Below are 26,241 nucleotides of genomic sequence, written 5' to 3'. Positions count from 1 at the left end.
TGGGGTAGTTGCAGAGCTTAGCGACCGAGTGCCCGGGTTACGGCGTTGGCCGAGGTGCGTCACGCGGGCAAAACGAGCGAGCTGCAGAATAGAGTCATGACGCCGATGGGAGATCTTCTCGGGCCCGACCCGATCCTGCTGCCCGAAGACACGGATGCCGAGGCGGAACTGCTTGCCGGCGAGAAGCCGGGCATCGTCGCCGCCGCGCATCCGACGGCGTCGGTGGCCTGGGCGGCGCTGGCCGAGCAGGCGTTGGCCGACGATCAGGCCATCACCGCCTACGCCTACGCCCGCACCGGCTACCACCGCGGCCTGGATCAGTTGCGCAGAAACGGCTGGAAGGGCTTCGGCCCGGTGCCGTACTCGCACGAACCCAACCGCGGGTTCCTGCGGTGTGTGGCGGCCCTGGCGCACGCCGCCGACACGATCGGCGAAACCGACGAGTACTCACGTTGCCTGGACCTGCTCGACGATTGCGACCCCGAAGCGCGCAAAGCGCTGGGGCTTTGACGCCTTAGAAGCTGTCCGAACAATCGCTGTCGTCCGGGCAGTCGATCTGAACGGTTGCGTGCTCGAGCCCGCGGGCCGACAACACCGCGCGCGCGTCCTGAAGAACCCGGGCGGAGTCGCCGCCGCTGATCAAGTGTGCGGTGCACATGTCCTTGCCGGGTGACAGCGTCCACACGTGCAGGTCGTGCACGTCAATCACCCCGTCGACGGCACCGAGCGCGGACCGCAGTTCCGCCACGTCGATATGGGTGGGCGACGATTCGGACAGAATCCGCAGCGCCGCGCGGGCCAGCGAGACGGCCCGGGGCAGCACCCAAAGCGCGACCAGCACGGCCACCACCACGTCGGCGTAGGGCCAGTGCGTCGTCACGGTCACCACACCGGCGATCAGCACGCCCAGGCTGCCCACCGTGTCGGCGACGACCTCCATGTAGGCGCCCTTGACCGCCAGGCTGCCCGACGAGTGGGAACGCAACAGCAGCGCGACGACGAAGTTGGCGGTCAGCCCGGCCAGCGCGACCACGATCATCGGCACGCCGGGGACGGCGGGAGCTTCGCTGAGCCGCCGGATGGCCTCGGAGAGGATGAACAGCGCGACGCCGATCAGCAGCCCCGCGTTGGCGACGGCGGTGAACACCTCGGCGCGATGCCAGCCGTACGTGCGGGCGGGCGACGAACTGCCGCGGCGGGCGAGTGTGACGGCGGCGAGCCCCATGAAGACGGCGACGACGTCGGTCAGCATGTGGCCGGCATCGGCCAGCAGTGCGATGGAGTTGATCAGCAACGAGGTGACCAGCTCCACCACGAAGAATGCCGCGAGAATCGCCGCGGCCATGATCATGCGGGGGATCAGCCGAGCGTCGTCCGTCTCGGCGGGTGTGTGGTTGTGGCCTGCGCCCATCCGCGAAATATATGCGCAATGGCGCATATATGGCAAGGGTCAGAACCAGCGGCTCCAGAAGCGCGTCAGGGCGTTGCCCCAGCCCACCAGCACGTCCGGCACACCGGACACGTCGAACAAAGACAACACGACCCCGAAGAACCATTGGTTGAGCACCGGTGCCAGCAGCAAGAACAGCAGGATGACGAAGCCCCACTGCTTGGCCGGCGCCAGCGCGCGCTGGGTCTCGCGACTCAGATGCGGTTCCAGGGCGTCGTATCCGTCCAGGCCCGGGATGGGCAGCAGGTTCAGCAACACGGCGGTGAGCTGAAGGAACGCCAGGAACGCCACCCCGGCCCACAGCACCACATGCATCGGATCGAAAAACAACCGCGTCGCCGCCAGCAGCAGCACCGCCAGCACGAGGTTGGCCGCCGGACCCGCTAGGCTGACCATGGTCCGCCGGGCGGGCGTCATGAACCAGGTCCGTACGTAGACCGCCGCGCCGGGCAGGCCGATCCCGCCCAGCAGGATGACCACCATCGGCAGCAGCAGCGACAGCGCCGGATGGGCGTAGCGGCGCGGATCCAGCGTCAGGTAGCCGCGCACGGCGTCATCGTGATCGCCGAACCGCCAGGCGGTCACCGCGTGCCCGAATTCGTGCAGGCACAACGACACCAGCCAGCCGGCGATCACGAAGATGAACACCCCGGCATAAGCGAGCGGCCGGGTGCTGACCCCGGCCGACCAGGCCAGCGCGGCGCCGACGCCCGTCAGCCCGATCAGGCCCAGGAAGATCGGGCTGGGCCGTACCGATTCATGCTGAGAAGCACGGAAGCTCACCGGTCGAAACTAGCGGACCAGCAGCCAGCCCTCGATGTTGCGGTAGAACGCCGAACGGCGCGCCGCGCGCGGCGCCCGAACACCGTCGCGCAACACGGCGACTCCCGTACTGCCCAGCTGGGCGGCGCGGCCGGTGATCCAGCGGGGCCACAGACCGCCGGTTTTCACCGCCGCCCGCAGGCCCGGCGCGGCCAGCATCGGCTCGATCCACACGCCGGCGACCTCGCCGTCGAACAGCGTGGTGTCGTCGATCACCGCCTCGCCGTGAATGGACGGCGCGTCATCCGGCGGCACCCAGGCGGCCCGCCCGACGATCACCGACCCGGTCTCGTCGCGAATCAGCGTCACGCGCCGCGCCGAACCGCGCCTGGCCCGCCGCGCCGCGCGGCTTCCGGTCGGCAGGCGGTAGATCCGGGTCGCCCGGCTGCGGCGGCGCGGCACGTAGGCCACCTCGATGTCGAGCCGCTCGGCACGCAGCAGCCGCGTCAGGACCGCGGCCAGCTCGGCATCGGCGCCCACCACGGCCAGCCGCCGGTACGGCCCGATGGCGGCGTCGATATCGGTTTCACCGGCGATGCGGTGGGCGCGCATGCCTTGCAACGGCCCGTAGTTGGGCGAATTCCCGAACAGTAGGACCGCCACTGCTCGATCTTCCTGTGTCACAAGCTATCCAATCAATAAGGTCCAATGCCGTTTGCTTTCAACGACTCTGGTCCGATCGAAGGTCGACGATGGCTTCGGCCTCGAAAGTTCTCGCCATAACGACACAGTCACAACATGGTGTCGGACTGCGAAAGTTGTTGCGCCGCTGCCTGGAAACACCGGGATACTTTACTCCTGCCACAGGGCCGATGTTGCGCGGAATCCCGCCAACGAGTGGTTAAGAGAACGGAGAACTGCCATTCGCCGACTCACCGTCATCTTCTCGGCCGCGCGAACCGCGTCACCTCTGTCTGGTGCCGGCTCCGCGCGCGTCCATCGTTGACGCGGCAACTTCGCGGCGTTGGCGCCCTGTTGCTTTCGGCTCTCCTGCTGTGCACCGGACCGGCGAGGGCCTCGGCCGACGAATCGATCGTGATCGACTTGGTGCGGCATGGGCAATCGGAAGCCAATGCGGCGAACCTGATCGACACGGCGGCGCCGGGAGCGTCACTCACCGCGCTGGGCCAGCAACAGGCGCAGAGCGTCGCCAACGTGCTCGCGTCGAACGGCCCGGTCGCCGCGATCTTCGCGTCACAGTTGGTCAGGACGCAGCAGACCGCGGCGCCGTTGGCTTCCGCATTGGGGACGAGTGCGCAGATACTGCCGGGGCTCAACGAAATCGACGCAGGCGCTTTCAATGGCCAGCCGCAGGTCAGCCTTGGCGGGCTCGCATACCTTCTGGCCCCGGTCGCGTGGATGCTCGGGCTACGGATCGTGCCGATGCTGGCTCCCGGCTCCACAGATCCCAACGGGTTCGAGTTCCGCAGGCGTTTCAACGGCGCCCTGCAAACCGTGTACGGCAATGCCGCGGCCAATGTCGGCCGCTTCAATGACACATTCCAGACGATGTATGCCACTGCCCTTGCCAACCCGGTCCGCGCCGCGAACGGCAGGATCACCGAGGTGGCGTTCTCCAGCGAATTCGCCATCGGCGTCGGGACGATGATGAGCGTCAAAAACCCCGACCCGTTGCTTCTGCTTTTCGACCCGCTGCCCAACACCGGCATCGTCGTGGTCCAGGGCAGCCCCCACGATGGCTGGACGCTGGTCAGCTGGAACGGGAAACCAGTGCATCCAGGTTGGTCGGCCTCGAGAAACATTCGTGAGGCGAAGGGCTTGTGCCTGATGTTGGACGCGCGGACGGGCAACGGTGTCTGTGCGGCCAAGCCGGCCGCGCAGACAGGTGCGTCCCCCGCGGCGCCGTTCGGATGAGGCCGTCCTCCCGGCACCCTCCTGCGGGGGCGCGCCGGGGTTCTTCGTGCGACACGAGCCGGGATCAAACGGGCCTTGGGGCAAGTCCGTCGTTGCCCGACGATTAGGATCGCCACGTGAGCGCGGCAAGCAAAGGCGCGTGGGGCTACGGGCAGGGTCACAACGCGGCTAACCGAGGCGCTGTCACGAGACGGCAGTGCGAGCCACTGGGCGATGCCGAAACCCGTTGCAGCGGTGCAAGACCTGGCGTTTTGCCAGCGGAACCACAGTAAGCAGGCGGGAGTAAAGTCATGCCGGCAATCGTCCTCATCGGCGCCCAATGGGGCGACGAGGGCAAAGGTAAGGCCACCGATTTGCTCGGTGGGCGCGTTCAGTGGGTGGTGCGTTACCAGGGCGGCAACAACGCCGGGCACACCGTCGTCTTGCCCACCGGCGAGAACTTCGCGCTGCACCTGATCCCGTCGGGGGTGCTCACGCCCGGCGTGACCAACGTCATCGGCAACGGTGTGGTGGTCGATCCAGGAGTGCTGCTGGACGAGCTCAAAGGCCTGCAGGACCGCGGCGTCGACACCTCCAAGCTGCTCATCTCCGCCGACGCGCACCTGCTGTTGCCCTACCACGTGGCGATCGACAAGGTCACCGAGCGCTACATGGGGAACAAGAAGATCGGCACCACCGGCCGCGGCATCGGGCCGTGCTACCAGGACAAGATCGCGCGGATCGGTATCCGGGTCGCCGACGTGCTCGACCGAGAGGTGTTGACGCACAAGGTCGAAGCCGCTCTGGAACTGAAAAACCAGATCCTGGTCAAGATCTACAACCGCAAGGCGCTGGACGCGCATCAGGTGGTAGAAGCCCTGCTGGAACAGGCCGAGGGTTTCCGGCACCGCATCGCCGACACCAGGCTGCTGCTCAACACCGCGCTGGAGTCCGGTGAAGCCGTCCTGCTGGAAGGCTCGCAGGGCACGCTGCTCGACGTCGACCACGGCACCTATCCCTATGTGACGTCGTCGAATCCGACGGCGGGCGGCGCGGCCGTGGGTTCGGGAATCGGCCCCACCCGCATCACCACCGTGCTGGGAATCCTCAAGGCCTACACCACCCGGGTGGGCTCGGGCCCGTTCCCCACCGAGCTGTTCGACGAGAACGGCGAATACCTGTCGAAGACGGGCGGCGAATTCGGCGTCACCACCGGACGGCGCCGTCGCTGCGGCTGGTTCGACGCCGTCATCGCCCGCTACGCCACCCGGGTCAACGGCATCACCGACTTCTTCCTGACCAAGCTCGACGTGCTGTCCAGCCTGGACACGGTTCCGGTGTGTGTCGGCTACCAGATCGACGGGGCACGCATTCACGAAATGCCGATGACCCAAAGCGACCTGGCGCGCGCCGAACCCATTTATGAAGAACTGCCCGGCTGGTGGGAGGACATCTCGCACGCACGGGAATTCGACGACCTGCCCGCGAAGGCGCGTGACTACGTGCTGCGGCTGGAAGAGCTTGCCGGAGCGCACATTTCATGCATCGGCGTCGGCCCCGGACGCGAACAAACCATCGTGCGCCGCGACGTCCTGGCAGCCCGCCCGTGACGGATGCCGCTCAGAATCCCAAAGACCTCGACCCCGAATACGAACACCACGGCGGCTTTCCCGAATACGGGGTGGCCAGTCCGGGGCCGGGCTTCGGACGATTCGTGGCGGCTATGCGCCGCCTGCAGGACCTGGCCGTGTCGGCCGACCCCGACGACGACGTGTGGGACGACGCGGCCGAACGTGTCACCGCGCTGACCGAGCTGCTGGGGCCGTTTCAGGCCGAGGTGGAAGGTCAGGCGCCCGCGGGGCGCACACCCGACCTGCCCGGCATGGGCAGCCTGCTGTTGCCACCGTGGACGTTGACGCGATACGAGCCTGACGGCTGCGAGATGCAGGGCCGCTTCACCCGATTTCACGTCGGAGGCAACTACGCCGTGCACGGCGGCGTGCTGCCGCTGTTGTTTGACCACATGTTCGGGATGGTCTCTCACGCCTCGGGGCGCCCGATCAGCCGGACGGCGTTCCTGCACGTCGACTACCGCAAGATCACCCCGATCGATGCGCCGTTGGTGGTGCGCGGACGGGTCACCGGCACCGAGGGGCGCAAAGCGTTCGTGTCCGCGGAATTGGTGGACGCCGACGGCGCGCTGCTGGCCCAGGCCACCGGGCTGATGGTGCAGTTACTCCCGGGCCAGCCCTGAGCTCGGCCCTGCACATCGGGAACCGACCTATCCTTGAGCCGTGACTGACGGCGTGAGCGACGGGCGAGACGACGAAACGACGACACTCGTCGTGCCCCAGCAAGCATCCGCGCGCGCCGAAGCCCAGCCCCCCGACGGCAGGCCGACGGTGGTGCTGCTGGGTTCCGGCGAGATCAGCCGGGAGCTGGCGATCGACCTGGGGCGCCTCGGAGCCCGGGTGATCGCCGTCGAGGCGCACCCGCACGCGCCCGCTCACGCCGTGGCCGACCAGGCGCTGGTGCTCCCGATGAGCGACGCCGCCGAGCTGTCCGCGACGCTGCAGCGCCTGCAACCCGACTTCGTGGTGACCGCGACCGACACCGTTGCCGTCGGGGCCCTCGACGCCGTTGCCGCCGGATCGGGCGGCAACCACACCGAGCTGGTGCCCAGCGCCCGCGCCGTGCGGCTCAGCACCGACCGCGAGGGGTTGCGCCGGCTGGCCGCCGACGAATTGGGGCTGCCCACCGCGCCGTTCTGGTTCGTCGGGGCGCTGGGCGAACTCGAGGCGGTGGGTGCGCACGCCGGATATCCGTTGTTGGTCAAGCCGGTGGTCGGGCCGGCCGGTTCGGGGCAGTCGGTGGTGGCGCGGCGCGAAGACCTCGCGCCGGCCTGGCACCGGGCGATCAGCGGTCACGCGGGCCCCGGACAGCCACGGGTGCTGGCCGAAACCGTGGTCGAGGTCGAGTTTTACGTGACGCTGCTGGCGGTGCGCAGCGAAGGCCCGGCGGGCCCGGTGATCGAATTCTGCTCGCCCATCGGTCATCGCGGCTCCGGCGGGCAGGTGCTGGAATCCTGGCAACCCCAGAAGCTGAGTGCGGCCGCGACGGACGCCGCGAAGTCGATCGCCGCGCGGATCGTCAAGGCGCTGGGCGGACGCGGCGTGTTCGCTGTCGAATTGATGGTCAACGGCGACGAGGTGTACTTCGCCGACGTCACGTCACACCCGACCGAGAGCGCCTGGGTGACGCTGCGCAGTCAACGGCTCTCCGCATTCGAACTGCAGGCCCGCACCATCCTGAGTCTGCCCGTGGACACCATGATGGTTTCGCCGGCCGCCACCCGCGCGATCGACCCGGTCGACTCCCATGACCGCGCCGCGCTTCGGGACGCGCTCAGCGTGCCCGAAAGTGACCTGCGCGTGGTCGGGCGCGGTTACCGGGCCCTGGCGACCGCGCCGGAGGTGACGGCCGCACGTGAGCGCGCCGGCCAGGTCGCCGGCCGCCTGCCCGGACCGGGCTCACCCGGCTGAGACCGGGCGGTATTTCGCGCGAACCCACGCCCGGAGACGGGCGGCTCGGCGGCCTCGATACCATCGCAGATCAGGTAATCGCTGCGGGTCCGGGGGCGATCCGGTCGGGGGCTTGACTGCCCCCGCGCGGATAGTGTGGCTGACAACGCGTACGAAAACGAGGGAAACGAGCATGAGCACAGAACGCGCACACTCCTACGCGGGGGACATCTCTCCCCTGGAGGCATGGAAGTTGCTCAGCGACAACCCCAACGCCGTGCTGGTCGACGTGCGGACCGACGCCGAATGGCGATTCGTCGGTGTGCCCGATCTGTCCAGCCTCGGCCGTGAGGTGTTGTTCCTGGAGTGGAATTCGTCCGACGGACGGCGCAACGAGAGTTTCGCCGACCAGCTGCGCGAGCAGGTTGCACCGGCGGACACCGACGAGCAGCGTCCGGTCCTGTTCTTGTGCCGCTCCGGAAACCGATCCATCGGTGCCGCCGAGGTCGCCACCGAGCTGGGCATCACGCCGGCCTACAACATCCTGGACGGCTTCGAGGGCCAACTCGACGCCTACGGTCACCGCGGCGAAACGGGATGGCGGGCCATCGGATTGCCCTGGAAACAGGGCTGAACCGGCGATGACCCCGGCCGACGACGACTCCATTCGCGTGCCCGCGCCGCTGCCCGAGGGAGTCAGCCAGGCGACCATCGGCGTGCGCGGCGGACTGTTGCGTTCGGGATTCGCCGAGACCGCCGAGGCGATGTATCTGACGTCGGGGTACGTCTACGAGACGGCGGCGGTGGCGGAGCAGTCGTTCACCGGCGAGGTGGATCACTTCGTCTATTCGCGCTACGGCAACCCGACCGTGACGATGTTCGAGGAGCGGTTACGGCTGCTGGAAGGGGCGCCTGCGGCCTTCGCCACCGCGAGCGGCATGGCGGCGGTGTTCACCTCGCTTGGTGCGCTGCTGGGCGCGGGGGACCGGTTGGTCGCCTCGCGCAGCCTGTTCGGGTCGTGTTTCGTGGTGTGCAACGAGATCCTGCCGCGGTGGGGGGTCGAAACGGTCTTCGTCGACGGCGACGACCTGGCGCAGTGGGAGCAGGCGTTGTCGGTCCCCACCACGGCGGTGTTCTTCGAGACGCCGTCGAATCCGATGCAGTCGCTGGTGGATATCGCCGCGGTGAGCGAGCTTGCCCACGCCGCAGGCGCAAAAGTGGTGTTGGACAACGTTTTTGCCACACCACTTTTGCAGCAGGGCATCCCGCTCGGCGTGGATGTGGTGGTGTACTCCGGCACCAAGCACATCGACGGTCAGGGCCGGGTACTCGGCGGGGCCATCCTGGGCGACAAGGAGTACATCGACGGTCCGGTGCAGAAGCTGATGCGGCACACCGGCCCGGCGATGAGCGCATTCAACGCCTGGGTGTTGGTCAAAGGCCTTGAAACACTGGCGGTCCGGGTGGAACACAGCAATTCATCGGCCTTCCGGATCGCCGAATTCCTGGAGGGCCATCCGGCGGTGAGTTGGGTCCGCTACCCATATCTGTCCTCGCACCCGCAATACGACTTGGCCAAGCGTCAGATGTCCGGCGGGGGAACGGTGATCACCTTCGCGCTCGACTGCCCGGACAGTGCGGCCAAACGCCGCGCCTTCGAGGTGCTGGACAAGCTGGCGCTGATCGACATCTCGAACAATCTCGGCGACGCCAAATCCCTTGTCACACACCCCGCGACCACCACGCACCGGGCGATGGGGCCGGAGGGTCGCGCGGCGATCGGGCTTGGTGACGGCGTGGTGCGCATCTCCGTCGGGCTGGAAGGCACCGACGACCTGATCGCCGACATCGATCGGGCGTTGAGCTAGCAGTACAGCTAGCCGGCCTGTTTTTCGGCCGAGTCGACGTGCTCGGCCGCCGCCAGTGTCCCGTCCTGCGCCTGGCGCTCCAGCCAATCCACCACGGGCCGGGCGTAAATCATCTGGCTGGTGATGGCCATCTGGCCGCGAGTGCGGCCCAGGAACGAGATACCCCACGCGAACATGGCGGCAAGGCGGTTGCGGTGGCCGATCAGGTAGTACAGGTGCAGCACCAGCCACGCCAGCCAGGCGATGAATCCGGCGAACTCCACCTTGCCCACTTGTGCGACGGCGCTGTAGCGGGAGATCAGGGCCATGCTGCCCTTGTTGACGTACTTGAACGGCTTGCGTTCGGCCGGATTGTCGTCACCCTTGACCGCGTGCTTGATGACGGTGGCGGCGTATTTGGCTCCCTGGATCGCGCCCTGCGCCATGCCCGGGACGTCGGGCACCGACATCAGGTCGCCGACCACGAAGACGTACGGATGTCCCTTGACGGTGAGGTCGGGCTCGACGATCACCCTTCCGGCGCGGTCGGTTTCGGTTCCGTCGGACTGTTCGGCGAGCATCGCGCCCAGGGAGCTGGCTTGCACCCCCGCCGCCCATACCTTGCACGCGCATTCGATGCGGCGCTCGCCGCCGTCCTCCTCCTTGACGGTGATGCCCATGTAGTCCACCGCGGTCACCATTGCGTTGAGTTGGACCTCGACGTCCATCTTCTCCAGCCGCCGTTGCGCCTTGAGGCCGAGTTTGCGACCCATCGGCGGGAGCACCGCGGGCGCCGCGTCCAGCAGGATGACGCGGCATTCGCTGGGGGTGATCGTCCGGAATGCCCCGGCCAGGGTGCGCTCGGCCAGCTGGACGATCTCGCCCGCCAGCTCGACACCGGTAGGCCCGGCCCCGACCACCACGAAGGTCAGGCGGCGTTTGCGCTCGGCAGGATCCGTGGCGACCTCGGCCGCCTCGAATGCGCCCAGGATGCGGCCACGCAACTCCAGGGCGTCGTCGATGCTCTTCATCCCGGGCGCGAAGGCGGCGTACTCGTCATGGCCGAAGTAGGACTGCTGCGCGCCGGCGGCCACGATCAGACTGTCGTAGGTCGTTACCGTCTCCATGCCCATCAGGTGGGATGTGACCGTCTTCGCGGTGAGGTCGATGGCCGAGACTTCTCCCCACAACACCCGCACGTTGCGCTGGCGGCGCAGGATGAGTCTGGTCGTCGGCGCGATGTCGCCCTCGGACAGGATCCCGGTGGCCACCTGATACAGCAGCGGCTGAAAAAGGTGCGTGGTGGTTTTCGAGATCACGGTGATGTCGACGTCGGTGCGTTTGAGCGCCTTAGCCGCGGACAGGCCGCCGAAGCCACTTCCGATGATGACGACACGATGGCGCGACATGCCTGTCCCTTCTTCACGCGTGGGCCTGGGTGTCAATCCCCAGCGCATTCCACCGTACGACGCCACCACGCAGAAAGGCGAGGCATCCGCGAAGACCAGCGGACGCACGCGACATCCCGACGGCAGCAGAAGCAACCACGCCATGCGAAAGTCGTTGCCTAGAACCGGATCTGGACAACACCCGGCTGGCCAGGTGCCGCTGAGGATTAACAGCGCCCTGAAATGCCTTGTGTGGTCCAAGATCCCGGCCGGAACCGCGCTGGGTCAGCGACCCATATCACGGCTCCGGCCGGTCACCTGTTGGTCTTCGCTACGCGAAGGTTAATCCGAACGAAACGCCGAAAATTGTTTTGTGGCCCGTTCGGTTACTGCATTGCTATCCGGTGCAGGTCAAACCGGGTCCGCAGTCGATAACTAGCGGAACCGTACAAGCCGAGGTCATTGGTGCTGCGAAAGCGAGGACCAAAGCGAGGACGATTTTGCCGGTACGACGTGACATAAGAACCCCCTTCGTCTGGGAGACGATTGTCTGATGCCCGACGCGAGGGAGTTTACGGGGTCAATCGCTCGTAACTAAGGGATTTCGCGAATATTGTCGCTCGATTCGCCAAACGGATGATGCGCGATCACCGGCGGTATATGAGCGCCTTGTCGCGAATAGAATTTCAGTAAAATCCACCGCCGGGCAGAAATGGAAATATCCTGCGCGGGCGCTGGGGCGAGGCTATATTGGGACGCTATTTATCCGCTGCTCGCGGGCGGTATGCGCGCGCTGGATATGAATTCAAATAGACGTCCGAACTGGTGACGGCCGCGTCGCGGCGAAACCGTCAAGCCGGCAACTGTTTCACGGTCGCTCGGCGGCGCCTGCGGTCGGTCTAGAACGGCCACGCGTTGGCATCGCTCTTGTACTTGGCGTTGAGGTCGCTACAGAAGTCGGCGGCGGTGCCGGCGAGCAGGATGTAATAGGTCTCGCCACGGCGGCTTTCGTAGGCGGTGGGGGTGGTCCAGCCGTTGTTGCACATCGCGGCTTCACCGCCGGCCGCCGTCCTGCGCCAATTGGTCTTGGCGCAGCCGATCAGGTCGTCGACGTTCGGTGTCGCGCTCTTGGCCGCGACCAACATCGCGCCTCCCCATTGCCCGTCGTTGCGACGGTAGGCGCGTGCGCCGAATCCGGCGTTGTTGGTCTGGCAGGTCAACGCCCGGCGCAGCAGCGAGAAGGGCCCCGCGAGCTGCTGGTTGGCGGCCCCGGCCGCGGCCGTGATGAATTGCGCCGCGTCCGAGCCGTCCACCTCCTGGACGACGTTAGGGTTGCCAAAGCTAAAGAGTTGCTGGGAGATTCCCTGCCCAGCCGTCGAGCCGCCGATGATCGGCCCGCTGCCGGTGGACGTCATTGCGGGCAGTGCTGCGGTGGGATCGGCGCCCGCCGCGGGCATACCGGCGGCGGCGCCCAGGGCCAGCAGCGCGATGGTGCTGCGAATCCGGCGCGCGGTGAGTCTCATGACTCTTATTTCAGCACGTGTGCGTAGTCGGCGCGGCGGTCGCCGGCAATCAATCCGGTCAGTACGTGGCTGGTCTGCAGCGCGATGTACTGATCGACGCTGTAGATCGGGCCGAAGTGCCAGTGCTTGAGCGCCCAGCCGTGGGCGAGCAGCATGATGTCGAACACGGTGAGGTCGACGTCGACACCGCGAAAGACGCCCTGGGCGATACCGGCTTCGATCACCGCGTGCAGCGGTGCGGCGGTGGCGATTTCGAGATCCTTGATCTGGGTGCGACCGGGTACCCCGAGGGTGCGGCTCTCCCGGTAGGTCAGCACCACGCCGTCGAGATTCTCGTCGACGATTTCGATATAGCGGCGAACGCCCGCGGTCAGCTGGTCGACGACGTCGTCGCCGGCGGCTTGGATGACCGGCGTCAGTTGATCACGGAACACGTCCAAAATCCGCACAATCGTCGCGAGCAGCAGGTCCTCCTTGCCGCCGAAGTACTTGTAGATCAGGCCGACGCTGACCTTGGCCTCGGTTGCCAGATCCTGCATGGACATCTGGTGAAACCCGTTGCGGCCCATGACTTTGACCGCGGCATCGAGTACCTGGCGGCGCCGCGAGCTGGCCCGGGCCGCGCGCACTGCCTCCTCGACGGGCAGTTCGCTGAAATCGGTGGCCATCAAAGCTCAGATGCCCAGATCCTTGGCGATGATCGTCTTCATGATCTCGTTGGTGCCGCCGTAGATGGTCTGAATGCGGGCGTCGACGAAGGCGCGCGCCACGCTGTATTCCCGCATGTACCCGTACCCGCCGTGCAACTGCAGGCAGCGGTCGGCGGTGCGCACCTGCAGGTCGGTGGTCCACCACTTCAACCGCGCGGCGCGCGCGGCGGTCAACTCACCCGCCAGGTGCTCGGCCAGGCAGTCGTCGAGATAGGTACGGCCGATGTCGATTTCGGTCGCGAGCTCGGCGAGGACGAATTGGCTGTTCTGGAAGCCGGCGATCGGCGAGCCGAATGCCGTGCGGTCACGCACGTAGTCCAGGGTCTCGGCGAGAATGCCTTCCGCGGCGGCCACCGCACCCACCCCGAGCGCGAGCCGCTCCTGGGGCAGGTTTTTCATCAGCTGATAGAACCCCTTGCCCTCCTCCTCGAGCAGATTTGTGTTCGGCACCCGCATATCGGTGAAGGTCAGTTCGCTGGTGTCCTGGGCGTGCAGGCCGATCTTTTCCAGGTTGCGGCCGCGGGCAAAGCCCGGTGTGGCGGGGTCGACGACCAGAAGCGACAGCCCGTGGTGGCGATCCGGCGAGGTGCGGACCGCGACGACGAAGAGATCGCCGATCTGTCCGTTGGAGATGAACGTCTTGGCGCCGTTGACGACGTAGTCGTCACCGTCGCGCACCGCCGTGGTGCGGATCCCGGCCAGATCGCTGCCGGTGCCGGGCTCGGTCATCGCGATGGCCAGCACCGTCTCGCCGGTGACCACACCGGGTAGCCAGCGCTGTTGCTGCTCTGGCGTGGTCAGATCGGTGAGATAGGGCAGCACCACGTCGTTTTGCAGCGTGAAGGCGATGGCTTCGGCGGCCGCACCGGCCCGCTGTAACTCGTCGATCACGATCGCGTTGTAGCGGAAGTCGGCCACGCCCGGGCCGCCCAGATGCTCGGGCACCGTAAAGCCCAGCAGCCCGAGTTTGCCGGCTTCGATGAACAGCGAGCGATCCCACTGGCCGTCCCGTTCCCAATTTTCGTGATTGGGCACGACGGTCCGTTGCACGAAATCGCGTACCAGTTCCCGGAACTGGTGATGTTCTTGCGCGTACTCCAGGCGTGCGGCCATCGGTGCTCCTGTCAGCGGAAGGCGTCGCTGCCGGTGAACGCCTGGCCGAGGATGAGCTGATGCATCTCCGGTGTGCCCTCGTACGTCAGCACCGATTCCAGGTTGACCATGTGCCGGATGACGGGGTATTCCAGCGATATTCCGTTGCCGCCCAGTATGGTTCGCGCGGCCCGGCAGATCTTGATCGCCTCACGGGTGTTGTTGAGCTTGCCGAAGCTGACCTGCTCCGGACGCAGCCCCACGCTGTCCTTGAGGCGGCCGAGGTGTAGCGACAACAGCTGGCCCTTGTGCAGCTCGACCGCCATGTCGACGAGCTTGGCCTGGGTCAACTGGAAGCCGGCGATGGGGCGGCCGAACTGGGTGCGCTGCATCGAGTAATCCAGCGCGGCCTGCCAGGCCGAGCGGGCCGCTCCCATGGAGCCCCAGACGATTCCGTAACGGGCCTCGGACAGACACGACAGCGGCCCGCGCAGCCCCTTGGCCTCCGGCAGCATCGCCTCGGCGGGCACCCGCACGCCGTCGAGCACCAGCTCACTGGTGATCGAGGCCCGCAGCGACAGCTTGTGGTGAATCGTGTTGGCGCTGAATCCCGGTGACTTGGTGGGCACGATAAAACCGCGGATCCCGTCGTCCGTGGCGGCCCAGACGACCGCTACATCGGCGACCGAGCCGTTGGTGATCCACAACTTGCGGCCGTCCAGCACCCAGTCCGAACCATCTTGGCGCGCCCTGGTTTTCATCGCGGCGGGATCGGAGCCGACGTCGGGTTCGGTCAACCCGAAGCAACCGAGCAGCTCGCCGGTGGCCATGCCGGGCAGCCATTCCTGCTTTTGCTCCTCCGACCCGAAATTCCAGATCGCGAACATCGCCAGCGAACCCTGCACCGAGACCATCGACCGAAGACCCGAGTCGGCGGCCTCCAGCTCCACGCAGGCCAGCCCGTAGTGCACGGCCGAGGCGCCACCGCAGCCGTACCCGTCCAGGTGCATGCCGAGCAGGCCGAGCTGGCCGAAGCCCTTGGCCAGTTCGCGGACCGGAAGGTCGCCGATCTCGAACCACTCCGCGACGTGCGGGAGGACATGCTCGGCGCAGAATTCCCTGACGGTGTCGCGCACCGCGAGCTCGTCGCTGGACAGCGACGCATCCAGGCCCAGCGGGTCGTCGCGGTCGAAGGCGGGTGGTCTCTGAGTACTCATGTGATCAGCCTGCCATCGTCAGGGCGCCGCTCACACTGGTCACTTGTCCGGTGATGTGCGAGGCGGCCTCGGATGCGTGCCGTCGTCCAGTGCAGGTCCGCGGCGACCACCCGCTCGCCCGGCGCGGCAAGCCCCATCGCTATCGCCTTGCCGATGCCGGAACCGGCTCCGGTCACCAGCGCCAAGCCGGCCGGTGAATGGGTATTCATTCCTGACGAATTTAGGTTCACACCGGCTGCGCGGTCAAGGATCGCCGAGCGTCCCGGTAGTCTCGCTGCATGCTTAGGCTCCAGAAGCCGGCCTGGCTCGCGGTGGATGTCGTCGGTGTGCTGGTGTTCTGCGCCGTGGGGCGCCGCAGCCACGACGAAGGTCTCAACGTCACCGGGGTCGCCGTGACGGCATGGCCGTTTCTCACCGGCACCGTCGTCGGGTGGTTGGCCTCGCGCGGGTGGCGGCAGCCGACCGCCTTGCTGCCGACCGGGATTGTCGTGTGGTTGTCCACCGTGGTGATCGGCATGCTGTTGCGCAAGGCGAGCTCGGCGGGCGTGGCGGCAAGTTTCGTGGTGGTGGCCACGACGGTCACCGCGTTGTTGTTGCTGGGCTGGCGAGTAGCCGCCGGGCTGGTCCTGCGGCGCCGCTCCGGCGTCTGAGACGACCATGGCGCAGACGGCCGACGTGGCGGTGACCGCAACTTTCGGCGCGGCCGCGCGGGCCGTGGCCACCAACAAGGGCCTGCTGAACGATCCGTTCGCCGAGCCGTTGCTGTGCGCCGTCGGGATCGACTACCTCACCCGGGCGATCGAGGATCACGTGTTCGCGGCCGACGACGGCGACGACCCGGCGATGACGGCGCTGATGGATGCGCTGGCGGCGCATACGCGGTTCGTGGACGAATTTCTGGCCGACGCCGGCCGGGCGGGCATCCGCCAGGTGGTGATCCTGGCGTCGGGGCTGGACACCCGGCCCTACCGGCTGTGGTGGCCGCGGGGGACCACGGTCTACGAGATCGAGCGGCCGCAGGTCCTCGATTTCAAATCCGAGGTGCTCCATGGGCTGGACGCCGAATTGGCAACCCACCGGTGTGCGATCGGCATTGAGCTGCACCAGGATTGGCCTGCGGCGCTGCGCCGGGTCGGGTTCGACGCCGCGGCGCCCACGGCCTGGGTCGCCGAGCAGTTGCTCGTCGGATATCTGCCGCCCGAGGAGCAGAATCAGTTGCTGAACGGCGTCACCGCCACGAGCGCTCCCGGCAGCCGGTTCACCGCCGATCACATGCCCACCTGGAATCCGTTGCAGCTCGGGGCCGAACGCGCCTTCGTCGACGGCTGGCGGCAACGCGGACTGGACGTCGAGCTGGCCAGCCTGACCTACCCCGGCGAATATCATTACGTGCCAGAGTATTTGGCGTCTAATGGCTGGGAAACAGACGGACGGAGCATCACCGAACTCCTGGGTGCGCTGGGGTTGGGCAGGCGGCGACGGACCGGGCCCGGCGACTCGGAGTTCATTCCGGAATACGTCACCGCGACACGCGTTTGAGCTTTCGTGATGCCGGAATCAAGCCCGCCACACGGCCGACTGCGGTTCGTGTCGGCCACTCACGATGACCCGCTGGCGCAACCGCTGCTGGCCGAACTGGCCGTCGAATATGCGCAGCGTTACGGCGGCACGCCCAGCACCCACCTGACTTGGCTGCCCGTGCCGGAGGCCGAGTTGGCGCCGCCCGACGGCGGACTGCTGATCGGGGTGGTGGACGGCGTGCCGGTGACCGGCGGTGCGTTTCGCCGCTACGACGCCGACACCGCCGAGCTCAAGCGGATCTGGACCGACGGCGCTCATCGGCGCCGCGGCTACGCCAGGGCGCTGCTGGCGGCATTGGAGGCCGAAACCCTGCAGCGCGGGTATCGGCGGCTCTACTTGATCACCGGCAATCGGCAGCCCGAGGCCGAGGCGCTCTACGACGCGACGGGATATACCCGGATACCCCCGGATCCGCTGCCGTCGTGGGGCCCGTTTCTTCCGATCGCCTTCGAGAAGTGGCTGAGGTGATCACCAACCGGCACAACGGTTTTCGCGGCAGACCGGATTCAGATTTCGCTGGCGCATGTGGGGTTCGCACACCAGGAACTTTCACGCGGCGGCTGTGGCTGTCGTGGCGGCGATCCAACCCGAACTCATCCGCCGGCAGCCAACGAGGCGGCCCGCGCGGTCGCTTCCCGGATCGGGCCGCGCCACACGTCGCCATGCCCGGGCAACAAGACCTCGGTGTCCAGCAGGGCCAGCGCGTCCAGGCTCCGCAGCGAGTTCTGCTGGCTGTGGCTGAACACCGCGGGTAGCAGCTGCGGCCCGCCACGGCGCAGTAGCGGGTGCCCGGTGATCAGCGCGTCGCCGCTGACCAGCACGCCGTCCACCACGTATGAACAATGCCCGCTGGTGTGCCCGGGGGTGAACACCGTCCTCGGGTGGCCCGGCAGCCCGGCGGCCACATCGGCGGTCAGCGGCCGGGTGGACGGGATGCCGTCGCGAATCAGGCCGCCGCTGCGCAGCACGTGTAGACCCCACGCCGCCCAGCGCGGCCGCCAAATGCGCAGGGCGACATCGAAAATCGATACCTGTTCCAGATATTCGCGCTTGGCGTGACCCACTTCCTCGGCATGGCAGTACACGTCGGTGCCGTATTCGTTGGCGAGCCAGATCGCCGAACCCAGGTGGTCGATGTGCGCGTGCGTGAGCAGGACGGCGCGCACGTCGCCCGGGCCATAGCTCAGCTCCCGCAGTGAGGACAGCACGTCCTCGCGGTCCCCGGGATATCCGGCGTCGATCAGCAGCACGCCGGTGCCGTCGATCACCAGCGTCCAGTTAACGGCCTCCCCCCGGGCGAGGTACACCGTGTCGGTCACTTGAACGAGAGTCGGCGCCGGTCCCATGCCCGCGAGTGTAGGAGCGCCGCGAGGAGCGATCGCAAGCGCGGAGTGGCCGGGCGCGGCGGGTCGCGACCATCAAGACAGGAGTAGAAAGAACGAGTGGCTGAACTGAAACTCGGATACAAAGCATCCGCTGAACAATTTGCACCGCGCGAGCTCGTCGAACTCGCTGTCGCCGCCGAAGGTCACGGCATGGACAGCGCAACCGTCAGTGACCACTTCCAGCCGTGGCGGCACGAGGGCGGACACGCGCCGTTCTCGCTGGCCTGGATGACCGCCGTCGGCGAGCGCACCAAGAGGCTGGTGCTGGGCACCTCGGTGCTCACCCCCACCTTCCGCTACAACCCCGCCGTCATCGCGCAGGCATTCGCCACGATGGGGTGTCTGTACCCGGATCGCATTTTCCTCGGCGTCGGCACCGGCGAGTCGCTCAACGAGATCGCCACCGGATACGAGGGCGAGTGGCCGGAGTTCAAGGAACGCTATGCCCGGCTGCGCGAATCGGTCCGGCTGATGCGCGAGCTGTGGCTGGGCGACCGGGTCGACTTCGAGGGTGAGTACTACCACACCAAGGGGGCCTCCATCTACGACGTGCCCGAGGGCGGCATCCCGATCTACATCGCCGCGGGGGGCCCGCAGGTGGCCAAGTACGCGGGCCGCGCCGGGGACGGCTTCATCTGCACCTCCGGCAAGGGCGAGGAGCTGTACAAGGACAAGCTCATCCCCGCCATGCGCGAGGGCGCGCAGGCGGCGGGCAAGAATCCCGACGACGTCGACCGGATGATCGAGATCAAGATCTCCTACGACACCGATCCCGACCTCGCGCTGGAGAACACCCGGTTCTGGGCACCGCTGTCCCTGACGGCCGAACAGAAGACCAGCATTCACGACCCGCTCGAGATGGAGAAGGCCGCAGACGAGCTGCCCATCGAGCAGGTCGCCAAGCGCTGGATCGTGGCGTCCGATCCCGACGAGGCCGTCGCCAAGGTCAAGGACTACGTCGACTGGGGTCTGAACCACTTGGTGTTCCACGCGCCCGGACACGACCAGCGCCGGTTCCTGGAGCTCTTCGAGAAGGACCTGGCGCCGCGGCTGCGGCGGCTGGCCTGAGCGGCGGCAAAATGGTCTCCGGCGCCGTGTCCGTTCAGTGACAGCGATTTACATCGCGGCCCCCGAGCCGGAGACCGGCAAGTCGACGATCGCGCTGGGGCTGCTGCACCGGCTGACCGCGACCGTCGCCAAAGTCGGTGTGTTCCGGCCCATTACGCGAGCCGACCGGCAGGACCGCGACTACATCCTGGAATTGCTGCTGACGCGCACCACCGCGGGTCTGTCGTACGAGCAATGCGTCGGCGTCACCTATCAGCAGCTGCATGCCGACGGCGACGCCGCCATCGCCGGCATCGTCGACGCCTATCACGTGGTGGCCGCGGCGTGCGACGTGGTGGTGATCGTCGGCAGCGACTACACGGACGTGACCCGGCCGGCGGAGCTTTCGACCAACGCGCGGATCGCGGTCAACCTCGGTGCGCCGCTGCTGCTGACGGTCAGCGGCAAGGGACGCACGGCCGCGGAGGTCGTCAGCGTCGTCGAGGTCTGCCTGGCCGAGCTCGACGCCCAGCACGCCCACACCGCGGCCGTGGTGGCCAACCGGTGTGAGCCGGGCGAGCTGACCAACGTCGCGGAGGCCCTGCGCGGGTTCGCCCAGCGCAGCTACGTGCTGCCCGACGCGCCGCTGTTGTCGGCGCCGACGGTGGCCGAACTGGAAAAGGCGGTCGGCGCAACCCCGGTCAGCGGCGAGGAGTCACTGCGCGAACGCGAGGTGACCGGGGTGCTGGTGGCCGGGATGACCGCCGACCACGTCCTGGAACGGCTGCGCGACGGCATCGCGGTCATCACCCCCGGCGACCGCTCCGATGTGGTGCTCGCCGTCGCCAGTGCCCATGCCGCGGAAGGCTTTCCGTCGCTGTCATGCATCGTGCTCAATGGGGGCTTTCAGCTGCACCCGTCCATCGCCGCCCTGGTCGCCGGACTTCGGTTGCGCCTGCCCATCGTCGCCACCACACTGGGCACCTACGACACCGCCGGCGCGGCGGCCTCGGCCCGGGGCAGGGTCACGGCGACCTCACAGCGCAAGATCGACACCGCGCTGGAGTTGATGGACAGCCACGTCGACATCACTGACCTTCTTGCGCAACTTGCCATTCCGATTCCCACCGTCACCACGCCGCAGATGTTCATTCATCAGCTGACACTGCAGGCACGTTCGGATCGCAAACACATCGTGCTTCCCGAAGGCGACGACGACCGTATCCTGCGGTCCGCCGGACGGGTGCTGCAGCGCCGCCTCGCCGACCTGACCATCCTGGGTGACGAAGCCCGAATCCGTCAGCGTTCGGGGGAACTCGGAGTGGACCTGGACGACGTCACGGTGATCGATCCGCGCACGAGCCGGCTGCGCAACGAGTTCGCCGACCAGTACGCCGAATTGCGCAAGGCCAAGGGCGTCACCGTCGAGCAGGCTACCGAGGCCATGCGCGACGCCACCTATTTCGGCACCATGCTGGTGCACAACTCCCATGTCGACGGCATGGTGTCCGGCGCCGCGCACACCACCGCGCACACCGTTCGGCCGGCTTTCGAGATCATCAAGACGGTCCCGGATGTCTCGACGGTGTCCAGCATCTTCTTGATGTGTCTGCCCGATCGGGTGCTGGCGTACGGCGACTGCGCGATCATCCCGAATCCCACACCGGAGCAGCTGGCCGACATCGCGATCTCGTCGGCGCGCACCGCCGCGCAGTTCGGCATCGAACCGCGGGTGGCCATGCTGTCGTACTCGACCGGCGACTCCGGCACCGGCGCGGACGTCGACAAGGTAAGGGCCGCAACAGCGTTGGTGCGGGAACGGAATCCCGATTTGCCGGTCGAGGGGCCCATCCAATACGACGCCGCAATCGAACCGTCCGTCGCGGCCACCAAATTGCGCGACTCGCCGGTGGCGGGTCGCGCCACGGTGCTGATCTTCCCCGACCTCAATACCGGTAACAACACCTATAAAGCGGTGCAGCGCAGTGCCGGTGCGCTTGCCATCGGGCCCGTGCTGCAGGGTTTGCGCAAGCCGGTGAACGACCTGTCCAGGGGCGCGTTGGTCGAAGACATCGTCAACACCGTGGCCATCACCGCGATCCAGGCGCAGGGCCAGCCGTGACGGGAACCCACCGCGAGCGCCTGGTGCTGGTGATCAACTCCGGCTCGTCATCTCTGAAATATCAAGTGGTCGACCCTGATTCGGGGACGGCCCGGACGACGGGCATCGTCGAGCGGATCGGAGAGGAATCGTCGCCGGTTGCCGACCATGACGCAGCGCTGCGCCGCGCGTTCGACACGTTGGCCGGCGACGGCATCGACCTGAAGGCGAGCGGCATCGTCGCGGTGGGCCACCGAGTGGTGCATGGCGGCAACACGTTCTATCACCCCACAGTGCTGGACGATACGGTGATCGGCCGGCTGCACGAATTGTCGGAGTTGGCCCCACTGCACAACCCGCCCGCGCTCAAGGGAATTGAGGTCGCGCGAAAACTGCTGCCCGACATCGCCCACATCGCGGTGTTCGACACCGGATTCTTCCACGACCTGCCGCCCGCCGCGGCCACCTATGCGATCGACCGCGAACTGGCGCAGCAATATCAGATTCGCCGCTACGGGTTCCACGGCACCTCGCACCGCTACGTCAGCGAGCAGGCCGCCGCCTTCCTCGACCGGTCCGTCGGCGGCCTGAAACAGATTGTGCTGCACCTGGGTAACGGGTGCTCCGCCTCGGCGATCGCCGGCGCCCGGCCGCTGGACACCTCGATGGGTTTGACGCCACTGGAGGGGCTGGTGATGGGCACCCGCAGCGGCGACATCGATCCCAGCGTCGTCGGCTATCTGTCCCACACGGCCGACATGGGCGTCGACGACATCGAGTCCATGCTCAACCAGCGGTCCGGGGTGTTGGGCCTGTCCGGTGAGCGCGACTTTCGCCGGTTACGGACGATGATCGAATCCGGCGACGAGGCAGCGCAATTGGCGTACAGCGTGTTCACCCATCGGTTGCGCAAGTACATCGGTGCCTACCTGGCCGTTCTCGGGCACACCGATGTCATCAGCTTCACCGCCGGGATCGGGGAGAACGACCCGGCGGTGCGCCGCGACGCGGTGGCGGGCCTGGAGGAACTGGGCATCGTGCTTGACGAGCGTCGCAACCTGGGCGGCGGCAAGGGTGCCCGTCAGATTTCCGCCGACGATTCGCCGATCGCCGTGCTGGTCATCCCGACCAACGAAGAACTGGCCATCGCCCGTGACTGCGTGAACGTGTTAGGCGGATAGGAATCCGAGGCTGTTTCGCCCGGTGCCGACCGACGGCGTGGGATCGGCGCCGACCGTTCGCGCCAGCAGCTCGGCATAGATATCACGAAAATCAGTGGTGTACTTCAGGTCTCCGTTGTCGAGGTCGGCGAGGCTGGGCTGCTCGCCATAGAAGCCGCCCTGCACGGGCGCGCCCGCGATGAAAACGGGGCCGGCCGTGCCGTGATCGGTGCCCTGCGAGGCATTGGCCCGCACCCGGCGCCCGAATTCCGAATACGCCATCAGCACCACGTCGCGGCCGGCCATCTCCTGAACGAACCCGGTCACCGCCTCGTCGAACGTCTGCAGGAGACGTTGCTGGGTGCCCCGTTCGCCGGCATGGGTGTCGAAGCCACCCAGTTGCACCGTGTAGACCCTCGTGGGGACGCGGGCCTTGATGGCCTGGGCGACCATGCCCAGCTGGGCACCCAGTGAATTGTGGTCCTCGGCAGCGGGTTTGACCGAGGAGAAGGCGGTGTCGGCGGTGCGCGCCGCGCGGTAGGCCTTGCAAACCGCGGCCATCGCGGGAGTGTCGTCGGGATCGTCGTTGCCCAGCGCGGTCATGATCGCGTCGAATTTCTCCGCCCTGCCCGGCCCGCCGCCCGGGGAAAGCGCTGCGGCCGTGCACTTTGCGCCGACGGCCAGTGGTGGTAGGACGGCCCCGATGTTGACCGCCCGCAACGGGTCCTCGCCGGTGGCGTCGAGCCAGCGGCCGATCCAGCCGGTCGAAACCGGTTCGGCGGGCGACGCCGTCTGCCAGATGTCCATGGAACGGAAGTGGCTGTGGTCGGGCTCCGGGTAGCCCGCGCCGCGCACGATGGCGAGCTGCCGTTGGTTCCACAGCCCCGCCAATCCCTTCATCGCCGGGTTGAGCCCAAGTTGCTCATCGAGGTGGAGAACGTCGCCCGCTGCGTAGGCGAGTTCGGGGCGGGCGTCGTGATAGGCGTTGTCCGCGTAGGGGATCAGCGTGTTGATGCCGTCGTTGCCGCCGTAGAGCGTGGCGATCACCAGGACGCCGGCACCTTGCGCAAGCGGTCGGTCCTGCGCCGCGCGCATCAGGTCGGGCCAACTGACCGCCACGGCTGAAGACAACAGGCCGGCCGCCCCGACGCCCGCGCTGGCGATCAGGAATCGGCGACGGTTCATCTCGGGCATGGCTGATCTCGCTAGGACGTCAGGTATTCGGGAGTGTTGACCGCGGCCGCGACCAACTGCGGCGGTTGGCGCACCAGGGCCTGCAGTGCCTTGGCGGTGCGGTCCGACCAGGCGCCGACACCGATCAGGTAACCGACCGCGTCGACGCGGTCACCCGCGGCGGCGCTGTCGATGCCGGAGAGGTCACCGGCGTGTGCCAGTTCGGTCGCGGCGCGCAGTCGGGCCCCGGCGCTGGCGGTGGACAGCCACACCTGGCCGCCGGGCCAGCCGCCGACACTGGGTGGATAAAACGGCCGTTGACCCAGCGTGCGCAGCGTCGCGTCGATCATCTTCAGGCGCTTGGGGTCGTTGACGGGCACCCGCAGCGCCCGGATGACGCCGACGAGCCATTCGGCCGGGGTGTTGACCACCGCGGCGCGGCTGGCGGTGAATTCGTTGTCGGTGAGGATCGCGCGCGTCAGCGCGCGCAGGTCGCGGCCGGGGCCGTACGCGGCGACCAGCCGGTCGAGCGCCGGGGATGACGGGGGGTCGTCGGACGCCAATTGCCGCCACAGGCGTCCTGCGACGTATCCGGCCGATCTGGGTTGCGCCAGCACGGCGTCGCAGAACCCGGCGGCATCGAAGTTGCGGCTCTGTCCGAACAGCGTCTTGGCTTTCGTGTCATGGCGTTTGCGGGTCATGGCAGTGGTGCCCCCCGCCTCGATCACCCACCCCGTCAGGGCGCGGGCGCCGTTGCGCACGTCGCTCTCGGTGTAGCCGTTGCCATGTCCCAACGCGAACAACTCCATGAACTCGCGGGCCAGGTTTTCGTTGGGTGCCTTGGCTGTACTGCGCTGTGCGTCCAGCCAGCGCAGCATCGCGGCGTCGGTCAGCATCGCGTAAGCCAGGGCGCGAAAGTCGCCCAACGACCCCGCGCGCAGTTTCTGATTCTGGGCGGCCATGTATGCGGCGACCCGCACCTTCTGCGCCGAGGTGGCGAAGTGGTTGTGCCACAATAGGGTCAGCTTTTCGTGGACGGGCTGGCGCACGTCGACCATGCGACGTATCCACCAATTCGACAGCACGCCCAACTGTTCGGTCACCTGCTGGTTGTAGTGGTGGTGCGCGGCCGGCGTGGCGCGCTTGCCGGGCGGGCTGGGTGTGGCAAAGGCGGGCAAAGGGGTGGCGAGCGCGCCGGGATCGGCGTCGGGATCGGTGGCCAGCATCGAGTCCACATGGCCGGGCCAGTCCCGGCCGACGGCAGCGTCGACCTCGGGTCCGGTCACCCCGAACCCGGCCCGGCGCAGCATGCGGGCCGTGCTGACCCACACCGGGGACTGCGCTGCCATGGGATAACTGTGCCCGATCTTCCTTGCGATTTCCTTGTGACGCCTGTGTATGCACGTGCACGCGATGCGGCCCACGCGTGTGACCCTGCGGGGCATGAAGGAGCCGTTTGTCGGCAGCGAGGCGTTGCGCCATGGCACGCTGAGCCGGCACCAGCTGCGGACGCGATACCGAGCGGTGTTTCCCGACGTCTATCTCCCGAATGACACAGCGCCCTCGCTCGAGCTGCGTATCGCAGCCGCGTGGCTGTGGTCTGGTGGCCAAGCCGTCATCGCAGGGGCCGCAGCCGCTTTCCTGCACGGCGCCAGGTGGATACCCGACAATGTCCCCGTTGAGCTGATATGCGGCAGACCTCGCGCGCCCCAAGGCGTGCTCACTCGCCGCTGCGCGCTGACCGCGGGGGAGACGCAGTCCATCGACGGCGTACCGGCCACCACACCCGAGCGAACCGCCTTCGATATCGGGAGGCGCGGGGCCATCCGCTCAGCCATTGTTCGGCTCGACGCCCTCGCGCGGGCGACGGACTTCAAGGTCGACGACGTGCGCAGTGTTGCCCGAAGCCACCCTCATTCGCCCGGCCTGCGGCAGCTGGAAACCGCGCTAGAACTGTTCGACCCAGGAGCGCAATCCCCTCGGGAGAGCTACCTGCGGCTACTCCTTATCGACGCCGGCCTGCCCCGGCCGCAAACACAGATACCGGTGCTCGGCGTGGACGGACTCCCCTTCGCCTACCTCGACCTCGGCTGGGACGAGGCAATGGTGGCTGTCGAATACGACGGCGATCACCACCGGACCGACCGACGGCAATACGTGAAGGACGTTCGCCGGCTAGAAAAGCTCGAGCGGATGGGCTGGATCGTCGTCCGGGTCGTCGCTGAGGACCACCCCGTCGACGTAGTGCACCGTGTACGAGCCGCCCTGGTGGCTTCCAGTGTGCGTTCAGGGCTTTGAGTGTGCGTGTAGGGCGAATTCCACGCTAATTTCCCGCCCTGGAGGCACACTCACCGAAGGTGGGCTTCGACG

25 protein-coding genes and 1 pseudogene are annotated in these 26,241 nt (G+C 67.3%); 14 read left to right on the top strand and 12 right to left on the bottom strand.

Features of this window, described 5'->3' with window-relative positions; translation table 11 throughout:
• The first annotated feature begins 96 nt into the window (after nt 1-96).
• On the top strand, nt 97-510 hold the full coding sequence (locus tag A5782_RS20970; RefSeq protein ID WP_067104041.1) for a DUF3151 domain-containing protein: 414 nt from the start codon (nt 97-99) through the stop codon (nt 508-510).
• Between the two features lie 4 nt (nt 511-514).
• On the opposite strand, the gene A5782_RS20965 is transcribed toward A5782_RS20970, so the two are convergent.
• From A5782_RS20965 to A5782_RS20955, 3 genes are read right to left on the bottom strand one after another with little or no spacing between them, the layout of a single operon-like run.
• Entirely contained in the window at nt 515-1,411 is an 897-nt protein-coding gene (locus A5782_RS20965; RefSeq protein ID WP_067104005.1) for a cation diffusion facilitator family transporter, read from the bottom strand.
• A 39-nt stretch (nt 1,412-1,450) separates the two neighbouring features.
• Nucleotides 1,451-2,233, bottom strand: coding sequence for a site-2 protease family protein (locus tag A5782_RS20960; RefSeq protein WP_067104004.1), 783 nt, complete (start codon nt 2,231-2,233; stop codon nt 1,451-1,453).
• Nucleotides 2,234-2,242: 9 nt separating this feature from the next.
• The gene (locus tag A5782_RS20955) at nt 2,243-2,824 is read right to left on the bottom strand and encodes a peptidase M50 (protein WP_231986745.1); all 582 of its coding nucleotides are present in this window, start codon (nt 2,822-2,824) and stop codon (nt 2,243-2,245) included.
• 420 nt (nt 2,825-3,244) lie between these two features.
• On the opposite strand from A5782_RS20955, the gene A5782_RS20950 reads away from it, so the two are divergent.
• The 6 genes from A5782_RS20950 to A5782_RS20925 all read left to right on the top strand — a co-directional run bounded on the left by A5782_RS20950 (nt 3,245) and on the right by A5782_RS20925 (nt 9,515).
• Nucleotides 3,245-4,147, top strand: a complete 903-nt coding sequence (locus A5782_RS20950) for a histidine phosphatase family protein (protein WP_067104040.1) — start codon at nt 3,245-3,247, stop codon at nt 4,145-4,147.
• 290 nt (nt 4,148-4,437) lie between these two features.
• Entirely contained in the window at nt 4,438-5,736 is a 1,299-nt protein-coding gene (locus A5782_RS20945; protein WP_067104002.1) for an adenylosuccinate synthase, read from the top strand.
• Nucleotides 5,733-6,380 (top strand): PaaI family thioesterase, encoded by a 648-nt coding sequence (locus tag A5782_RS20940; protein ID WP_067104001.1) that lies wholly within the window; start codon nt 5,733-5,735, stop codon nt 6,378-6,380. The genes A5782_RS20945 and A5782_RS20940 overlap by 4 nt, the downstream gene beginning before the upstream one ends.
• A gap of 40 nt (nt 6,381-6,420) precedes the next feature.
• On the top strand, nt 6,421-7,668 hold the full coding sequence (purT, locus tag A5782_RS20935; RefSeq protein WP_067104000.1) for a formate-dependent phosphoribosylglycinamide formyltransferase: 1,248 nt from the start codon (nt 6,421-6,423) through the stop codon (nt 7,666-7,668).
• Nucleotides 7,669-7,840: 172 nt separating this feature from the next.
• Nucleotides 7,841-8,281 carry a rhodanese-like domain-containing protein gene (locus tag A5782_RS20930; protein WP_067103999.1) on the top strand — a complete coding sequence of 147 codons (441 nt, stop codon included), beginning with the start codon at nt 7,841-7,843 and terminating at the stop codon, nt 8,279-8,281.
• Between the two features lie 7 nt (nt 8,282-8,288).
• Nucleotides 8,289-9,515, top strand: a complete 1,227-nt coding sequence (locus tag A5782_RS20925) for an O-succinylhomoserine sulfhydrylase (protein WP_067103998.1) — start codon at nt 8,289-8,291, stop codon at nt 9,513-9,515.
• A gap of 8 nt (nt 9,516-9,523) precedes the next feature.
• Here the strand turns inward: A5782_RS20925 and A5782_RS20920 are convergent, their stop codons facing one another.
• The 6 genes and pseudogenes from A5782_RS20920 to A5782_RS26290 form a co-directional block, all read right to left on the bottom strand.
• Nucleotides 9,524-10,903 carry an NAD(P)/FAD-dependent oxidoreductase gene (locus A5782_RS20920; protein ID WP_067103997.1) on the bottom strand — a complete coding sequence of 460 codons (1,380 nt, stop codon included), beginning with the start codon at nt 10,901-10,903 and terminating at the stop codon, nt 9,524-9,526.
• An 878-nt stretch (nt 10,904-11,781) separates the two neighbouring features.
• Nucleotides 11,782-12,405, bottom strand: coding sequence for a hypothetical protein (locus tag A5782_RS20915; protein WP_067103996.1), 624 nt, complete (start codon nt 12,403-12,405; stop codon nt 11,782-11,784).
• A 5-nt stretch (nt 12,406-12,410) separates the two neighbouring features.
• Nucleotides 12,411-13,073, bottom strand: a complete 663-nt coding sequence (locus tag A5782_RS20910) for a TetR/AcrR family transcriptional regulator (RefSeq protein ID WP_067103995.1) — start codon at nt 13,071-13,073, stop codon at nt 12,411-12,413.
• 6 nt (nt 13,074-13,079) lie between these two features.
• Complete coding sequence (locus A5782_RS20905) at nt 13,080-14,228, bottom strand: acyl-CoA dehydrogenase family protein (protein ID WP_067103994.1); 1,149 nt, start codon at nt 14,226-14,228, stop codon at nt 13,080-13,082.
• A gap of 11 nt (nt 14,229-14,239) precedes the next feature.
• Nucleotides 14,240-15,424 carry an acyl-CoA dehydrogenase family protein gene (locus tag A5782_RS20900; protein WP_067103993.1) on the bottom strand — a complete coding sequence of 395 codons (1,185 nt, stop codon included), beginning with the start codon at nt 15,422-15,424 and terminating at the stop codon, nt 14,240-14,242.
• Nucleotides 15,425-15,501: 77 nt separating this feature from the next.
• Nucleotides 15,502-15,633: pseudogene (locus tag A5782_RS26290) on the bottom strand (SDR family NAD(P)-dependent oxidoreductase); the annotation flags it as partial.
• Between the two features lie 69 nt (nt 15,634-15,702).
• Between A5782_RS26290 and A5782_RS20890 the strand changes: the two are divergent.
• From A5782_RS20890 to A5782_RS20880, 3 genes are read left to right on the top strand one after another with little or no spacing between them, the layout of a single operon-like run.
• Entirely contained in the window at nt 15,703-16,074 is a 372-nt protein-coding gene (locus A5782_RS20890; protein WP_067103991.1) for a DUF3054 domain-containing protein, read from the top strand.
• Nucleotides 16,075-16,081: 7 nt separating this feature from the next.
• On the top strand, nt 16,082-16,963 hold the full coding sequence (locus tag A5782_RS20885; protein ID WP_067103990.1) for an SAM-dependent methyltransferase: 882 nt from the start codon (nt 16,082-16,084) through the stop codon (nt 16,961-16,963).
• 6 nt (nt 16,964-16,969) lie between these two features.
• Entirely contained in the window at nt 16,970-17,473 is a 504-nt protein-coding gene (locus A5782_RS20880; protein WP_067103989.1) for a GNAT family N-acetyltransferase, read from the top strand.
• A gap of 125 nt (nt 17,474-17,598) precedes the next feature.
• On the opposite strand, the gene A5782_RS20875 is transcribed toward A5782_RS20880, so the two are convergent.
• Nucleotides 17,599-18,351 carry an MBL fold metallo-hydrolase gene (locus A5782_RS20875; RefSeq protein WP_067103988.1) on the bottom strand — a complete coding sequence of 251 codons (753 nt, stop codon included), beginning with the start codon at nt 18,349-18,351 and terminating at the stop codon, nt 17,599-17,601.
• A gap of 96 nt (nt 18,352-18,447) precedes the next feature.
• Here A5782_RS20875 and fgd point away from each other — a divergent pair, with 96 nt between their 5' ends.
• From fgd to A5782_RS20860, 3 genes are read left to right on the top strand one after another with little or no spacing between them, the layout of a single operon-like run.
• Nucleotides 18,448-19,458 carry a glucose-6-phosphate dehydrogenase (coenzyme-F420) gene (gene fgd, locus A5782_RS20870; protein ID WP_067103987.1) on the top strand — a complete coding sequence of 337 codons (1,011 nt, stop codon included), beginning with the start codon at nt 18,448-18,450 and terminating at the stop codon, nt 19,456-19,458.
• 37 nt (nt 19,459-19,495) lie between these two features.
• Nucleotides 19,496-21,559 (top strand): phosphate acetyltransferase, encoded by a 2,064-nt coding sequence (gene pta / locus A5782_RS20865; RefSeq protein WP_067103986.1) that lies wholly within the window; start codon nt 19,496-19,498, stop codon nt 21,557-21,559.
• Between the two features lie 23 nt (nt 21,560-21,582).
• The gene (locus tag A5782_RS20860) at nt 21,583-22,719 is read left to right on the top strand and encodes an acetate kinase (RefSeq protein ID WP_156624040.1); all 1,137 of its coding nucleotides are present in this window, start codon (nt 21,583-21,585) and stop codon (nt 22,717-22,719) included.
• On the opposite strand, the gene A5782_RS20855 is transcribed toward A5782_RS20860, so the two are convergent.
• Both A5782_RS20855 and A5782_RS20850 read right to left on the bottom strand, forming a co-directional pair.
• Nucleotides 22,708-23,892 (bottom strand): DUF1501 domain-containing protein, encoded by a 1,185-nt coding sequence (locus tag A5782_RS20855; protein ID WP_067103984.1) that lies wholly within the window; start codon nt 23,890-23,892, stop codon nt 22,708-22,710. The genes A5782_RS20860 and A5782_RS20855 overlap by 12 nt on opposite strands.
• Nucleotides 23,893-23,903: 11 nt before the next feature.
• Nucleotides 23,904-25,220 (bottom strand): DUF1800 domain-containing protein, encoded by a 1,317-nt coding sequence (locus A5782_RS20850; protein WP_067103983.1) that lies wholly within the window; start codon nt 25,218-25,220, stop codon nt 23,904-23,906.
• A 94-nt stretch (nt 25,221-25,314) separates the two neighbouring features.
• Here A5782_RS20850 and A5782_RS20845 point away from each other — a divergent pair, with 94 nt between their 5' ends.
• Nucleotides 25,315-26,169: a hypothetical protein gene (locus A5782_RS20845; RefSeq protein ID WP_067104039.1), complete on the top strand. Its 855-nt coding sequence runs from the start codon at nt 25,315-25,317 to the stop codon at nt 26,167-26,169.
• Nucleotides 26,170-26,241 lie beyond the last annotated feature (72 nt).

Origin of the sequence: Mycobacterium sp. 852002-40037_SCH5390672 (assembly GCF_001665875.1) — a bacterium.
In the GTDB taxonomy this organism is placed as follows: Bacteria; Actinomycetota; Actinomycetes; order Mycobacteriales; family Mycobacteriaceae; genus Mycobacterium.
The sequence above is the reverse complement of the archived record's forward strand: the minus strand, read 5'-3'. Positions and strand labels throughout refer to the sequence as shown.